General features: G+C 65.7%; 12 protein-coding genes. 8 read left to right on the top strand and 4 right to left on the bottom strand.

The window, feature by feature from the left end; genetic code table 11:
• Window positions 1-169 precede the first annotated feature (169 nt).
• Both acnA and E5673_RS15825 read right to left on the bottom strand, forming a co-directional pair.
• The gene (gene acnA, locus E5673_RS15830) at window positions 170-2854 is read right to left on the bottom strand and encodes an aconitate hydratase AcnA (protein WP_136190748.1); all 2685 of its coding nucleotides are present in this window, start codon (window positions 2852-2854) and stop codon (window positions 170-172) included.
• A gap of 204 nt (window positions 2855-3058) precedes the next feature.
• Complete coding sequence (locus E5673_RS15825) at window positions 3059-3409, bottom strand: hypothetical protein (RefSeq protein ID WP_136190747.1); 351 nt, start codon at window positions 3407-3409, stop codon at window positions 3059-3061.
• Between the two features lie 131 nt (window positions 3410-3540).
• Here E5673_RS15825 and E5673_RS19750 point away from each other — a divergent pair, with 131 nt between their 5' ends.
• From E5673_RS19750 to E5673_RS15795, 7 genes are all read left to right on the top strand, one after another.
• Window positions 3541-3690: a hypothetical protein gene (locus tag E5673_RS19750; RefSeq protein ID WP_168711652.1), complete on the top strand. Its 150-nt coding sequence runs from the start codon at window positions 3541-3543 to the stop codon at window positions 3688-3690.
• 225 nt (window positions 3691-3915) lie between these two features.
• Window positions 3916-7506, top strand: coding sequence for an autotransporter outer membrane beta-barrel domain-containing protein (locus E5673_RS15820; RefSeq protein ID WP_247599427.1), 3591 nt, complete (start codon window positions 3916-3918; stop codon window positions 7504-7506).
• 206 nt (window positions 7507-7712) lie between these two features.
• Window positions 7713-8294, top strand: coding sequence for a MarR family winged helix-turn-helix transcriptional regulator (locus E5673_RS15815; RefSeq protein ID WP_247599426.1), 582 nt, complete (start codon window positions 7713-7715; stop codon window positions 8292-8294).
• Window positions 8291-9700 (top strand): efflux transporter outer membrane subunit, encoded by a 1410-nt coding sequence (locus E5673_RS15810; RefSeq protein ID WP_136190745.1) that lies wholly within the window; start codon window positions 8291-8293, stop codon window positions 9698-9700. The genes E5673_RS15815 and E5673_RS15810 overlap by 4 nt, the downstream gene beginning before the upstream one ends.
• Window positions 9697-10860, top strand: a complete 1164-nt coding sequence (locus tag E5673_RS15805; RefSeq protein ID WP_136190744.1) for an efflux RND transporter periplasmic adaptor subunit — start codon at window positions 9697-9699, stop codon at window positions 10858-10860. Before E5673_RS15810 ends, E5673_RS15805 begins: the two co-directional genes overlap by 4 nt.
• A 274-nt stretch (window positions 10861-11134) precedes the next feature.
• Window positions 11135-12679 (top strand): DHA2 family efflux MFS transporter permease subunit, encoded by a 1545-nt coding sequence (locus E5673_RS15800; RefSeq protein ID WP_056489257.1) that lies wholly within the window; start codon window positions 11135-11137, stop codon window positions 12677-12679.
• 133 nt (window positions 12680-12812) lie between these two features.
• Window positions 12813-13088 (top strand): hypothetical protein, encoded by a 276-nt coding sequence (locus E5673_RS15795; RefSeq protein WP_056489259.1) that lies wholly within the window; start codon window positions 12813-12815, stop codon window positions 13086-13088.
• Here the strand turns inward: E5673_RS15795 and E5673_RS15790 are convergent.
• Together E5673_RS15790 and E5673_RS19745 are read right to left on the bottom strand one after the other, a co-directional pair.
• The gene (locus E5673_RS15790) at window positions 13085-14131 is read right to left on the bottom strand and encodes a beta-propeller fold lactonase family protein (RefSeq protein WP_136190743.1); all 1047 of its coding nucleotides are present in this window, start codon (window positions 14129-14131) and stop codon (window positions 13085-13087) included. The two genes, E5673_RS15795 and E5673_RS15790, sit on opposite strands and share 4 nt — an antisense overlap.
• 48 nt (window positions 14132-14179) lie before the next feature.
• On the bottom strand, window positions 14180-14332 hold the full coding sequence (locus tag E5673_RS19745; protein ID WP_156362382.1) for a hypothetical protein: 153 nt from the start codon (window positions 14330-14332) through the stop codon (window positions 14180-14182).
• A 137-nt stretch (window positions 14333-14469) separates the two neighbouring features.
• On the opposite strand from E5673_RS19745, the gene E5673_RS15785 reads away from it, so the two are divergent.
• A complete protein-coding gene (locus tag E5673_RS15785; RefSeq protein WP_056489263.1) occupies window positions 14470-14727 on the top strand; it encodes a hypothetical protein in 258 nt (85 codons plus the stop codon).
• The last annotated feature ends 14 nt before the right edge of the window (window positions 14728-14741 follow it).

Below are 14741 nucleotides of genomic sequence, written 5' to 3'. Positions count from 1 at the left end.
TCATCCCAGCGAACGCTGGGATATCCTCGTGGTGGGCGACGTGGGCCTCACGGGAATATCCCAGCTTTCGCTGGGATGACGGTAGTTGTGGGTAGCTGAAGGCTTGGGCGCAGGCGCCGGCATCAATGTAGGGCGCCGTCCCGGATCGCTCCGGGACGACGCAACAACCCTACGCGGCCAGCTTGCGCAGGACGTAGTGGAGGATGCCGCCGTTGAGGAAATATTCCAGCTCGTTGACGGTATCGATCCGGCACTTGGTCTGGAACGTCTCGCTGGTGCCGTCGGCGCGGGTCATCTTCACGGTGACGTCCTGGCGCGGACGGATGCTCGCCACGTCGAGGATCGTGAACGTCTCAGACCCGTCGAGGCCGAGCGTCTTGCGATCGGTCCCTTCCGCGAACTGCAACGGCAGCACGCCCATGCCGACCAGGTTCGAGCGGTGGATGCGCTCGAAGCTCTCGGTGATCACAGCGCGGACGCCGAGCAGGTTGGTGCCCTTCGCCGCCCAGTCGCGCGACGAGCCGGTGCCGTATTCCTTGCCGGCGACGATCACCAGCGGGGTGCCGTCCTGCTTGAAGCGCATCGCGGCGTCGTAGATCGCCATGACTTCGCCGTCGTACTTCGACATGCCGCCTTCGACGCCGGGGACCATCTCGTTTTTGATGCGGATGTTGGCGAAGGTGCCGCGCATCATCACGTCATGGTTGCCGCGACGGGCGCCATAGCTGTTGAAGTCCGCCTTGCTGACCTGATGCTCCTGCAGGAAGCGGCCGGCGGGGCTGTCGGCCTTGATCGAACCGGCCGGCGAGATGTGATCGGTGGTGATCGAGTCGCCGAGGATCGCGAGCGGCTTGGCGTCGATGATGTCCTGCACCGGCGACGGGGTCATCGACAGGCCCTCGAAGTACGGCGGGTTGGCGACATAGGTCGACCCTGCGCGCCATGCGTAGGTGTCCGAGCCCGTGACGTCGATCTCGCGCCACTTGGCGTCGCCCGCATAGACGTCGCCGTAGCGCGCGCCGAACATGCCCGCGTCGATGTTGGCATCCATCGTCGTGCGGACTTCCTCGTTGGTCGGCCAGATATCGCGCAGATACACGTCCTGGCCGTCCGCCCCCTGGCCCAGCGGCGTCTCGATCATGTCGGTCGTGACGGTGCCCTTGATCGCATAGGCGACCACTAGCGGGGGCGATGCGAGGAAGTTGGCGCGGACGTCGGGCGACACGCGGCCCTCGAAGTTGCGGTTGCCCGACAGGACCGACGCGGCGACGAGGTCGTTCTCGTTGATCGCGGCCGAGATCGCCGGCGCGAGCGGGCCCGAGTTGCCGATGCAGGTGGTGCAGCCATAACCTACGAGGTTGAAGCCGAGCGCGTTCAGGTCCGCGGTGAGGCCGGCCTTGTCGAGATAGTCGGTGACGACCTGCGAACCGGGGGCGAGCGAGGTCTTCACCCACGGCTTCGACTTTAGGCCGAGTGCGTTGGCTTTCCGCGCGACGAGACCGGCGGCGACCAGCACCGACGGGTTCGACGTGTTGGTGCAGCTGGTGATCGCGGCGATCACGACGTCGCCGTCGCCAATGTCATGCTCGCGACCTTCGACTGCGACGCGCGCGGGCTGCTCCTTGTGGTACAGCTTGTGGAGGTCGCTGTTGAACACTTCGTCGACCTTGTTGAGGCTGACGCGGTCCTGCGGGCGCTTGGGGCCTGCGAGCGAGGCGACGACGGTGCCCATGTCGAGCTCGAGCGTGTCGGTGAAGACGGGGTCCTCGGCATTCTCGTCGCGCCAGAAGCCGTTCGCCTTGGCATACGCCTCGACCAGCTCGACGTTCTCATCGGACCGTGCCGTGAGGCGCATGTAATCGAGCGTCTTGTCGTCGATCGGGAAGAAGCCGCAGGTCGCGCCGTATTCGGGCGCCATGTTGGCGATCGTCGCGCGATCGGCGAGCGTCATCGACGACAGGCCGGGGCCGAAGAACTCGACGAAGCGGCCGACCACGCCCTTGGCGCGCAGCATCTGAGTGACGGTGAGCACGAGATCGGTGGCGGTGATGCCCTCGTTCAGCTTGCCGAGCAGCTTGAAGCCGACGACTTCGGGGATCAGCATCGACACGGGCTGCCCAAGCATCGCGGCCTCAGCCTCGATCCCGCCGACGCCCCAGCCGAGTACGCCGAGACCGTTGATCATCGTGGTGTGGCTGTCGGTGCCGACCAGCGTGTCAGGATACGCGATCATGGTGCCGTCGCCGTGGTCACCCGACGACGCCGACGACCAGACGGCCTGACCGATATATTCGAGATTCACCTGGTGGCAGATGCCGGTGCCGGGGGGGACGACCTGGAAATTGTCGAGCGCCTTGCTGCCCCACTTCAGGAACTCGTAGCGCTCGATGTTGCGCTCATATTCGAGATCGACGTTGTCGTGGAATGCCTGGGGCGTGCCGAACTCGTCGACCATCACCGAGTGATCGATGACGAGGTGGACGGGAACCTGCGGGTTGATCTTCTCGGGGTTGCCGCCGAGCTTGGTCATCGCGTCGCGCATCGCAGCGAGGTCGACTACGCAGGGAACGCCAGTGAAGTCCTGCATCAGCACGCGTGCCGGGCGATACTGGATCTCGCGGTCGCTGCGGCGCTCCTTCTGCCAGTCGACGATCGCCTGGATATCCTCGCGCGTGACGGTCACGCCGTCCTCGAAGCGGAGCAGGTTCTCGAGCAGCACCTTCATCGAGAAGGGCAGGCGGCTGATGTCGCCGAGCTGTTCCGACGCCTTGGCGAGGCTGTAATAGTCGTACGACTTGCCGCCGGTGGAGAGGCTGGTGCGGGTCTTGAGGGTGTCCTGGCCGATGGCAGTCATAGGGGTCCTTCCCGTGGGCGTCGGGCCGCCGGGCGCCGAGGGGAAAGCAGCCGTATAGGCCACGCGGGCGCGTCGGGGACCGAGCGAAAAATGCTGTTACCGGAGGGGCCTTAGCAAGGGGGAGCGCATCGGGGAAGGGCACGGGAGTGCCGTGGGCCGGTTATTCCGCCTTCGCGTCGCCGAGTGGACGAATGCGCTGGCGCGTCAGGCGGGACCATCGCTTTCGTGGACGCCGGCCGCGCGTCGCAGGAACATGTTCATGCGATCGACCGCGGAACGGGTAAGCGTTATCGTACCGCCGTCCGAATAGGGCTCGATCTGCGCATCCGCGACGAGATGTGCGAGCCAGCGCTGGCCCACCGCCGGCGGCGTCTTCGTGAGCTCCATCAGGTCGGGTGCGGTAATGACCTCATCGCTGGCTTCCGCGACGAACAGCCGCAACAGCATGTTCCACGCGTGTTCGTCGAAGATCTCGCTGGGAAATATGTCCCCGCGCATGTCGCGTACCGTGAGGAGGTTTTCCGCAGTGCGGGCCGAGTCGGTGTCGATTGCCATACGCTAACATGACAGATCGCGGTTGCGACGCGCTAGCAAAAATCATGTCATTCTAGAGATTAACTCAGGTTGGTAACGGCGAGGATAACCTCTCACATTGCGCGGCGTCGCATCATACCCGAACACAGGGCATGGGCGACAATACCGACGACACCCGGGTTCTCCGTCACGCAATCGAAAACGCGTTGGCGATCGCCGACGGTCAGCAGCGATACCTGATGGCAGCGTTGCTGGCGCATTGTCTCGACGAACTGGCGGACACTCCTCCAGCGAGCGCCTGACAATACCCGGTTCTGAGCCAAACGAGCGAGCAGTAACGCTCGCGACGCAGTGAAACATCGAATGGCCCACAACGGCCTCGCGGTGACAATTTTACAACGTTCACGACGGAATATTACAATAGCGTGAACGAAGCGTAGTCATTGATTGCGTTCCCAAAATGGTCTGCATACCCTCGTCACATTGGCGTACGTCCCACAGCGGGCGGCGCGGACAAGGGGATGAATGTGACGACTATCGCTACCTCGCGCGCGCGCGGCGCACGCACCGGATCGCGCCATGCACGCGCGGCTTTGCTGACCTCGACGGCGTTGCTCGCCGCGGCGGCGCTGCCGTCGATCGCGGCCGCGCAGGATCGCCTGCCGCGGCCCGAATCGATCGCCTATTCAAGCGCGCTGAACCCCGCCGACCTCGTCTCCGAACCGAACATCGTGATCTCGGCGCCGGGCACGCCGACGACCGCGCAGGATCCCGGCAACGGCGTTAACGGCGTAGGCCAGATGACGATCTCGACGGGCGGCGGCGGCGTCGGCCTGTGCACGGGGACGCTGATCAATCCGCGCACCGTGATCTTCGCCGCGCACTGCGTGAACGAGAACGCCGCCGGCACCGGCGCGCAGAACCCCTGGGGCTATGGTGCGCAGGGCGGTGGCATCCCGATCGCGTTCGGTTTCCAGCAGAACAACCGTCCGGCCCTGCTCGACTGGTTCCTGCCGACCACCGCGACCGGCGCGGTCAACACGCAGCAGTACAAGACCAACACCGCCAACTTCCTCTATAACGTCAACCAGGTCGTCTATAACGCCGACTCGCTGAATCTCGGGCTCTCGCAGAACTTCCTGCAGGGCGACGTCGCGATCGCGACGCTGGATACGCCGGCGGCCAACGTGCCGACCTGGGCGCTGCTGCTGTCGGCACTGCCTGCGCCTGCGTCGATCGGCGACACCACCGGAACTGGCTATCACGTCACGATCACCGGCTATGGTCGGAGCGGTCAGGGCGGCACGCTCGTCGGCGACACCAACGGCATCGACTACCGCCGTCGCATCGCCGAGAACACGATCGGCATCCTGGGCTCGTTCGATGACCGCGATGCATTCCTGTTCGGCTCGACCAGCGGCCGCCCACAGAATCTGTACCAGCTCGACTTCGACGATCCCCGTCGTGGCACCGCGGCGGCCAGCCCCTACGACTTCAACATCTTCAAGGATGCCCCGCTTCCGAACGAAGGCACGACGGCCGGCGGCGATTCGGGCGGGCCGCTGATCCTCGATCGCACCTTCGCCAAGCAGGTGGTCATCGGCGTGCTGTCGGGCGGCAACCGCTTCTTCAACGCGCAGCCGTTCGGCGCCTATGGCACGACCAGCTTCTATCAGCCGCTCTATCTGTTCTCGGACTATATCGCCGCGAACAACCCGTATCGTTATGCGCAGACCAAGACGGGCGACGGCCTGTGGACCGACGCGTCGCACTGGGTGACCGCGCTCGATCCGAACTACCAGATCATCGTCGACGGCAAGCTGGTCAACGGCATGCCGACCACCACCGGTGCGGGAATCGCGGGCGACGCGAACAAGTTCGGTCAGGTTTGCGACCAGGAGCCAGGCGAAGGCATCGACGTCTGCTTCGATATCAAGACCAACGTCACCTATGTCGACGGCAAGCCGGTTCCGACCAACGCCGCGACCACGACGACGGCAGCGACGGCGGGCGGCGCGGTTGCGACCAAGAGCGCACCGGGTTCGGTCGGCGAAGGCAAGATCGTCGAGGCGATCGCGCAGAAGACCAGCGTCGATATCGCGACGCTTGGCGGTAGCGCCGAGAGCATCGCGCAGGCGGGCAGCATCGGCGCTGGCGGCGATGCAGTAGCGCTGGCGGTCCTGTCGCCGACGCTCGCCAACGGCCTGCCGGGCGCGAGCAATTTCGTGCCCAACAACATCGACCCCGATCGCACGACGCAGCGCAGCGCACGCTATTATGACGTCACGCTGTCGGCGGCGGGCACGACCACGCTGAACTCCGCGGTGACGGTCGACAAGTTCACCGTTGCGGGCAGCACGGCAAAGCTGGCGGTAACGTCGGCCGGGTCGCTCACCAGCCTGATGGCGATCAACCAGGTGACCGGCGTCGTCCAGAACGACGGCGTGATCTCGACCCCCGGCGATTACTTCATGCTGTCTGGCATGCTCACCGGTTCGGGGCGGATCAACACGCCGTTCTTCACCAGCGTCGCCGGGATGATCGCACCCGGCACGACGGGGACGATCGGCACGCTGACGATCGGCGGCAACGGCGTGCTCGCCTCAAGCACCAACCTGCTGGTCGATCTCGGCCCGAACGGCACGTCGGACAAGCTCGCCTTCGCGGCGACGACGTTCAATGCCGCAGGGGCCGCGACCAACGGCATCGTCAGCCTCAGCGGTCGCGTCGGGTTCGCGCCGGTCGCCGGCTATACCGTGCGGTATAACGACCTCTACACGATCCTGACCGCACAGGGCGGCATCACCGGCGCGTTCGGTGCGGCGACCCCGCTCAGCGCGATCCTGACGCCGAGCTATGTCTACAGCGCCAACGCGGTGCAGGTGCGGATACTCGCGGGTCAGTATCGCAACGTCGTCGATGCGACGCCGGTCCAGTCGGCCTATGCCGGACTGCTCGACCAGAACCGCTCCAACTATGCGGCGCTGAGTGGGGTATATGGCTCGCTCGACCTGCAGAACGCGGCGACGATCCGCTCGACGCTCGAGGGCCTTGCGCCGCGGGCCGAGACGCTCAAGTCGAGCCTCGGCGTCGCGTCGATCGACACGATGTCGCGCTTCTACCGTGATCACATCGCGCAGATCGATACGCGTGGCGGGCTCGGCGGTACGCTCGCGCTGATCGGCAAGCCGGTCCAGGTCGCCTCGCTGATGACGAGCGACATGCCCGGCGGGCAGGACACGATGAGCGATTCGAGCGGCACCGTGTTGCAGCAGGGTCGTCTGCCCGACGACATGAGCGGCTTCATCGCGGGCGGCTATATCGACGGCAAGAGCCGGTCGATGCCGGGGACCAATCCGTTCGGTGGGCATGACAAGTTCGACGGCTATTTCGCGGCTGTCGGTCTTGAAAAGCAGGCGGGCGAGGGCGGCGTGATCGGCTTCTCGTTCTCGTACACCAACACCGACGGCACCACCGGCGGGATTGCGCAGCGCGCGAAGGGCGAACTGTTCCAGGGCACGCTGTACGGCAAGCTGGAGACCGCATCGGGGATCGTCCTCGATACGCAGTTCAGCGCAGGCGCGTTCGTCGCCAAGACCGATCGCAATGTCGGCTTCGTCGGCACCAGCTATCGTCTGCGCGGCACCGACAACGCGTTGACCGTCGTCAGCGAGGTCGGGCTCGGCAAGGCGTTCGACCTGTCGATGCTCAAGGTCGGACCGCGGGTGTCGATGCGCGCGAGCCATATCGGCTTCGGCAAGTCGATCGAGAATGGCGGCGGACCCGCTCTGTTCGTCGATCGCGACAGCTTCGACAGCCTGCAGGGTCGTGCCGGGCTGGTGCTCAGCGGCAGTGGTTCGTTCCGGCCTTATGCCGCCGCGAACTACGTCCATGACTTCCAGTCGACGCCGGGCGTGTTCGGTGCGAACTTCGTCGGCGGGATCGGTCCGAACGCACTGTTCGCGCTGGCCGGGCAGGACAAGAACTGGGGCGAGATCAGCGCCGGGCTGACGCTGGTCGGTGACAGCGTCGACATCTCGGTCGGCGCCGACACCACCGTCGAGCGCAAGGACGTTTCGAACCAGTCGTACAAGGGTTCGATCAAGATCCGCTTCTGATCGGGGCGGTTCCAGATCGTTGGATCGACGAAAGGGTCATCCGCTCATGCGGGTGGCCCTTTTCGTATTCGCGGTCGAGCCTGCGTGAATTTGCGGTTCGCCGCGCCGTCATCCTGACGAAAGTCAGGACCCAGAGCCATGACGGACGATCCTCGGTACCCTGGATCCTGGCTTTCGTCAGGATGACGGAGGGTGGGAGGCCGCGCTTGGACGACTTGTCGTACCTCGGGCCGCCACACCACGAACGTCCGCCGTCCTCGTCTCCACATGCAAAACGTGCAATTGACTGCCTGGGCAATGGTTGCCATGGCAACAACATGGCGTTCTACACCAAATCGGAATTCGGGCCGGATTGCTCGCTCGGTTACCTCGCGCGGCGGATCCATCAGATCGGGCAGAGCCTGATCGAGCCGGTGTTTGCCGCGGAGGGTCTGTCGGGCACGCAATGGTCAGCGCTCATGTCCATTTTGGCAGGCCGGGCGGCGACGTGTGCAGACCTCGCGCGGGATCTTTCGCACGACAAGGGCGCGACGACGCGGCTGGTTGACGCGATGGAGCAGAACGGCTGGGTCACGCGGTCGCGCGCGAGCGACGACCGGCGAGTGCTCAATCTCGAGCTGACGGCCGACGGCGAGGCTGTTGCGATCCGGTGTCGCGATAAGATCATCGAATACTGGAATAGTCTGCTGACGGGCTGGGACCGGGCCGAAATCGAGAAGTTGATCGAACTGATGCAGAAACTCCGCACGACGCTGGACGACGCTCTGACCGAAGGACGCCGCGCATGAAGATTGGCACTGCCCTAGCCCCGATCACGGTGGCGGGGCTGCTCGCGGGATGCGCGATCCCGGCGTCGAAGACTGTCGTGGAGCCGGTATCGGCCACCGCGCTGGGGCTGGCTCCGGACGCCGCGCCGGTGATCGCGGCGGACTGGTGGCGGTCGTTCGGCGATCCTCAGCTCGATCGGCTGGTGCGCGATTCGGTCGCGGGCAGCCCGTCGCTCGATGCGGCGCTGGCACGGGTCGCGCAGGCGCAGGCGGTGCTGTCGACGCGGCGTGCCGACAATGGTCCCGACGTGACGCTCGATGCGCAGGAGCAATTGGCGCGGTTGAGCGGTCGCTACACGATCCCGCCGCCCTATGCCGGGTCGACGCGGTTTGTCGGGTCGACCGCGGCGAACCTCAGTTGGAACCTCGATCTGTTCGGGCGGCAAAAGGCTGCGATCGAGGGCGCGCGGGCGTCGGTGCGCGCGGCTTCGCTCGACGTCGCGGCGGCGCGGATGGCGCTGTCGGGGGCGGTGGTGCAGACCTATATCGATCTCGAACGTGCCGAGGCGCAGGCTGGCATCGCGCAGCGGACGATCGCGACGCGCCAGAATTCGCTGAAGCTGGTGAACGTGCGGATCCGCAACAATCTGGCGAGCAAGCTCGACGCGCAGGCCGCGACGACGCTGCTGGCGCAGGCGCGGCAGGCGTTGCTGCGCGCGCAGGCGGCGCAGGTGCTCGCGAAGAATGCGCTGGCGGCGCTGGCCGGGCGTGGTGCGGATTATCCCGCGACGATCGGACTGACCGCGTTGCGGCTCGACGCGGCGTTGCCGTTGCCGAAGACCGTACCCGCCGACCTGCTCGCGCGACGTGCCGATATCGCGGCGGCGCAGGCGCGGATCGAGGCTGCGGCCGCCGGGCGTCAGGTCGCACGGAAGGCGTTCTATCCGAACGTCAATCTGGCGGCGCTCGCTGGGTTCCAGGCGGTCGGGCTCGGCAATCTGTTCTCGCTCGATGCGGGCACGGTCGGCGTCGGGCCGGCGATCCATCTGCCGATCTTCGACAATGGCCGGTTGAAGGCGGACCTCGCTGGCGCGACCGCGGCGCTCGATCTGGCGACCGCGGATTATAACGACCGGGTGATCGGTGCGGTGCGCGAGGCGGGGGACGCGGTGGCGCGGATCGGGGCGCTCGATGCGGACCGGCAGCGACAGCGCGAGGTGGTGCGCGGCTATGCCGAGACCGGGCGGCTGAACGCGATCCGCGTGTCGAGCGGCCTCGATAGCCGGCTCGATCTCGTCGACAACGACGTCCGTACGCTGGCCGCCGAACAGGCCGATGCCGACCTCGCCGCCGATGCCGCGCAACAGCGCGTGCAGCTCGTGCTGGCGCTGGGTGGTGGTTATGATTTTCAGGGGATGACGCGATGACCGATACGCAAACGCCGGCGCCCGCCGCGGCTCCGACCGGCAATCCGCACGCACGGAAGCGTGCGCTGACGATCCTCGGCGTGGTCGTCGTGATCGGCGCGATCGTGTGGGCGGTGTTCCACTTCCTGCTCGCGGCGCCCGAGCAGGAGACCGACGATGCCTATGTCGCGGGCGACGTGGTGTCGATCACCGCGCGCGACCCGGGTCAGGTGACCGCGATCCACGCCGACAACACGCAGGTCGTGAAGGCGGGCCAGCCGCTGATCGACCTCGACGCCGCGACCGCGGATGTCGGTGTTGCGTCGGCGGAGGCGGAACTTGCACGGGCTGTGCGCGCGACGCGGTCGGACTTCTCGAAGGTGAACGAGACCGGGGCTGCGGTCGTGCAGGCGGAGGCCGAACTGGCGCGCGCGCGGAACGATCTTGCGCGTCGTCGTGGTGCGGCCGCAGAAGGCGCGATCTCGGGCGAGGAACTGAGCCACGCGGCGGATCAGGTGAAGGTCGCGAGCGCGACGCTGCAACTCGCGCGCAGCCAGCAGGCTCAGTCGAAGAACGGCGTGGTTGGCACTACGGTGTCGAACAATCCGGCGGTGCTGGCGGCGATCGCGGCCTATCGTCACGCGGCGATCACGCGGAGTCACATGCACGTGGTGGCGCCGATCGACGGCGTCGTCGCGCAACGCACGGTGCAGCTTGGGCAGCAGGTTTCGGCGGGGATGCCGCTGATGGCGGTGGTGCCGCTCGACCGGGTCTGGGTCGACGCGAACTTCCGGGAGACTCAGTTGCGCGATCTGCGGATCGGGCAGGCGGCGACGGTGACAGCGGATATGTACGGGGACGACCTAGTGTATCACGGCCATGTCGTCGGGCTCGGTGCGGGTAGCGGTAATGCGTTCGCTCTGTTGCCGCCGCAGAACGCGAGCGGGAACTGGATCAAGATTACCCAGCGCGTGCCGGTGCGCATCGCGCTCGACAAGGGCGAGCTGCGGCGCAATCCGTTGCGGGTTGGGCTGTCGGTGAACGCGATCGTCGATACGGCGGACAAGTCGGGGACGATGGTCGGGCGACCTGCGGTGGCGGCGTACAAGGGGCTCGCGACCGGGCAGGGGGATGCCGCGGTCGATGCGAAGATCCGCCAGATCATTGCGGCTAACCGGTGATGATTTTGCGGTGGCCATTACTCCGGTGCGGTCCTGCCCTCCTTGTTCTCCCGCGAAGGCGGGAGCCCAGTCTGGGTCCCCGCCTTCGCGGGGAAACAGGGAACGGGCCGTCCGCTTTGTCAGGGCCACCACCCCGGCGGAGGCCGGGGCCCAGTTGGAGAGGTGGTCGCAACGGCGCGCTGCCTTCCGTTAGCCTCGTTTCCCAACTGGGCTCCGGCCTCCGCCGGGGTGGTGGATTGGTTGGGATTTGGCTCCCTGAACGGAGTGCTACCTGATGGCAGCCCCCTCCGGTCCCGGTCCCGCCCCTCTCGTCGGCGGCTCGCTCGCGCTCACCGCATTCGCGCTCGCGCTCGGCACCTTCATGCAGGTGCTCGACACGACGATCGCCAACGTCTCGCTGCCCACCATCGCCGGCAATCTCGGCGTTTCCAGCGATAACTCCACCTGGATCGTCACAGCGTTCGCCGTCGCCAACGGAGTCGCGGTGCCGCTGACCGGCTGGCTGATGGGCCGGTTCGGCGTGGTGCGGACGTTCTGCGTCTCGGTCTTCCTGTTCACGATCGCGTCGTTCCTGTGCGGGATCGCATGGGACCTGCCGTCGCTGATCGGCTTCCGCATCCTCCAGGGCGCGGTATCCGGACCGATGATTCCGGGCAGCCAGGCGCTGCTGATCGCGATCTTCCCCGTCCACAAGCGCTCCACCGCGCTCGGCATCTGGTCGATGACGACTTTGGTCGCGCCGATCATGGGGCCGATCCTCGGCGGCTACATCTCCGACAATTACCATTGGAGCTGGATTTTCCTGATCAACGTGCCGTTCGGGATGTTCTGCGCCTTCGTGTGCTGGAACAAGCTCGGCAAGCGCGACACGCCGACGCGGAAGCTGCCGATCGACCAGGTCGGGCTGATCCTGCTGGTGATCTGGGTCGGCGCGCTGCAGATCGTGCTCGATCTCGGCAAGAACGACGACTGGTTCGCCGCCGACCGCATCGTCATCGCCGCGGTCGTCGCCGCGATCGGCTTTGTCGGCTGGATCATTTGGGAGCTGACCGACGCCAACCCGGCGGTGAACCTGTCGCTGTTCAAGAGCCGCAACTTCACGATCGGCACGATTGCCTTCTGCCTCGGTTATGCGGTGTTCTTCGCCAACACGCTGCTGCTGCCGCTGTGGTTGCAGACGCAGCTCGGCTACACCGCGACTTGGGCGGGGCTGGTCGCCGCACCCTCGGGCGCGGTGGCGGTGATCCTAACGCCGTTCGTCGCGCGGCTGAGCGGCAAGATCGACGCGCGCATCCTCGCCACGGTGGCGTTCGCGTCGTTCGGCTACTCCTATTATCTCCGTTCGGGTTACACGACGGGCGCGAGCTTCTACGACCTGATGCTGCCGCTGATGGTGCAGGGGATCGCGATGAGTACGTTCTTCCTCGCGATGCTGACGATCTCGCTCGACCGTATTCCGGCGGAGCGGCTGCCGTCGGCGACGGGCATCTCGAATTTTGCGCGGATCACCTCGGGCAGCTTTGCCGCGTCGATCATCACGACCGCCTGGGATCGCCGCGAGACGCTCCACCAGAGCCGGTTGTCGGAAGCGATCGGGACCGGTTCGCCCTACCAGATGGCGCAGGGCGCGCTGACGCGGATGGGGCTGACCGACGTGCAGGCGGCAGGCGCGATCACGCGGCAGATGGTGGCGCAGGCGTATCTGCTCGCGTCGACCGACCTGTTCCGTATCTCGGCCTGGCTGTGCCTCGCGATGGTGATCATCGTCTGGTTCACGCGCCGTGCCAGCCCCCCGCAAGGACCGATCGCCGCGGATTGATCGCTCCGGTTGTCGTTTTCTTACCACCGGCGGGCCGTCGTACGATTGCCCGCCGATTGAAACGTTATCGCAACCACTTGGCCCCTAACGGTCGCTTTACCAGATACGAACTGCCTGTGGGGGGCCAGCTACCATGATGACCAAGAACACCGTTTTGCGGATCGCAGCCGCATGTCTTTTGTCGAGCGCAGCACCAGTCTGGGCCGGTACGCCGACGACCTGCATCCAATCGATCAGCACACCGCGCCTGGTCTGCGACGAAGGGGCGTGCGTGCGCGTCTCGGTCAAGGATCTGTGCGACGCGGTGCGCGCGTCCTATCCCGTCAAGCGCCGTGCGGTGAAGCCCATCCGCATCGACGATAACCCGGTCCGTACCGAACTGACGCTGCTGATCGCGAGCGTCAGCTAAGCGATGAAGGCGAACGCGGCGCCGGGAACGTGCACCGCGAAGTCGGTCGGGGCGAGCGTCCCGTCCGGCAGAATATCGAGCATCGTCACGCGCTGATCGCGTTCGTGGACGACGATCATTCGGTTTTCCTCTTGCAAGACAATAAAGAAGCGCGGCGATGCGCCTCCGCTGGCGATATGCTGGAGGAGTGTGGGATCGCCGCCTTCGTTCATCGCGAAGACCGCGATGCTGTCATGGCCGCGGTTGGAGACGTACAGCCGGTCGCCCGCGGCGTTGGCACCGATGTGCGCGACGATATTCGCGCCGTGCCAGCCTGCGGGGAGGGTGGATAGTGACGCGCGGGGCTTCAGATCGCGGCCCTCGACGGTCAGCGCGATGAGCGTGCTATCGAGTTCACAGGCTAAATACGCCGATTGCGTGTGCTGCTCATTGAACAGCAGGTGTCGGGGCCCTGATCCAGGCACTGCCTTGAGCGCAGTGTACGGCTCTCCAAGTGTTGCCCGTTCCGCGTCGAACGAGAAGGCGAGCACTTCGTCGGTGCCGAGATCCGCGACATACAGGAACCGGTTGTCGAGGCCGAAGCCGACCCAGTGCGCGTGTGGCGATTGCTGGCGTTCGGAATCGGGGCCGCTGCCGCTATTGGTGTGCACCACCGGCTGGCCGATCGGCAGGCCGCTCCGTGGATCCAGCCGAAACAGCGAGACGCTCCCGCTCGCGTAGTTCGCGACCGCGACGCAGGATTGCGTGCGATCCAGCGCGACGTGACACGGTGCTGCGCCACCGACCGGGACATGCGCTAGCCGGACCCAGTCCGAGGCGGTGCGACGGTGGACGCCGAGCGCGCCGTCGTCCTGCTCGTCCAATAGATAATGGAGATCGAATCGCGATGAGTATGTGCCGAACGATGCGTTGCGTGTGTCCGCGTAGGGCGCGGCAAGCGTGCCAATTTGATCAAGCGGATAGATGCCCATACCGCCTCCGCCGGCATAGGTGCCGATCCAGAGGAATTTTGCGGTGTCGGGGTGGGGGTCGGGACGGGTCATCCGTCGGCTTCTAACCGCGGTCGGTGCTGCATCGCATCCCAATTCAGATCAGCGCTCGATCAGCGCGACCAATTGCTCGCGGTACAGCAACGCCAGTTCTTCGTGCATCCGCGCGATGATCGCGTTCGGTGCCTGAATCGCGAGCACGGACTGGTCGTCCATCCGGCGTTCGATCACGGAAGGGTGTGGGAGAAAATCCATTACCATGCTTTTGGCCGCACGATATTGCGGCCGGATTTCGCAACACGGTTAATCTCGAAATCCTCCCCGGAAGGAGTGTGTTGCGGCAAAATTTCCGAAGGCTGGTATTGGCGTCGGCGTTGCCCTACCGCGGCGTCATGGGCGATCTGGATAGACTGGTACCTTCGGGGATAATCGAGCAATGGGTCTATCACCTGCGACGACAGCGTTCGCGGGCGAGCGACGCGATCTGGCTGATCGACCAGGGGTTTACGCTGCATGACGGGCAGGATGGCATCCCGTCGCACGACGCCACCGCGCGCTGGCGGGCGGAGCAGGAGACCGTGGTCGAAGAAGTGACCGCCTTGCTCGCGCTCTACGACAAGATCAACCTAGGCAAGGCCGACATCGCCTGACATTCCCGGTCGGA

Source organism: Sphingomonas sp. PAMC26645, assembly GCF_004795835.1.
Taxonomy (GTDB): Bacteria; Pseudomonadota; Alphaproteobacteria; order Sphingomonadales; family Sphingomonadaceae; genus Sphingomonas.
The sequence above is the reverse complement of the archived record's forward strand: the minus strand, read 5'-3'. Positions and strand labels throughout refer to the sequence as shown.

Bases quoted from the DNA above. Each gene is read 5' to 3' on its own strand.
- acnA (WP_136190748.1), bottom strand. From the start codon at position 2,854: ATGACTGCCATCGGCCAGGACACCCTCAAGACCCGCACCAGCCTCTCC.
- E5673_RS15825 (WP_136190747.1), bottom strand. From the start codon at position 3,409: ATGGCAATCGACACCGACTCGGCCCGCACTGCGGAAAACCTCCTCACG.
- E5673_RS19750 (WP_168711652.1), top strand. From the start codon at position 3,541: ATGGGCGACAATACCGACGACACCCGGGTTCTCCGTCACGCAATCGAA.
- E5673_RS15810 (WP_136190745.1), top strand. From the start codon at position 8,291: ATGAAGATTGGCACTGCCCTAGCCCCGATCACGGTGGCGGGGCTGCTC.
- E5673_RS15805 (WP_136190744.1), top strand. From the start codon at position 9,697: ATGACCGATACGCAAACGCCGGCGCCCGCCGCGGCTCCGACCGGCAAT.
- E5673_RS15800 (WP_056489257.1), top strand. From the start codon at position 11,135: ATGGCAGCCCCCTCCGGTCCCGGTCCCGCCCCTCTCGTCGGCGGCTCG.
- E5673_RS15795 (WP_056489259.1), top strand. From the start codon at position 12,813: ATGATGACCAAGAACACCGTTTTGCGGATCGCAGCCGCATGTCTTTTG.
- E5673_RS15790 (WP_136190743.1), bottom strand. From the start codon at position 14,131: ATGACCCGTCCCGACCCCCACCCCGACACCGCAAAATTCCTCTGGATC.
- E5673_RS19745 (WP_156362382.1), bottom strand. From the start codon at position 14,332: ATGGATTTTCTCCCACACCCTTCCGTGATCGAACGCCGGATGGACGAC.
- E5673_RS15785 (WP_056489263.1), top strand. From the start codon at position 14,470: ATGGGCGATCTGGATAGACTGGTACCTTCGGGGATAATCGAGCAATGG.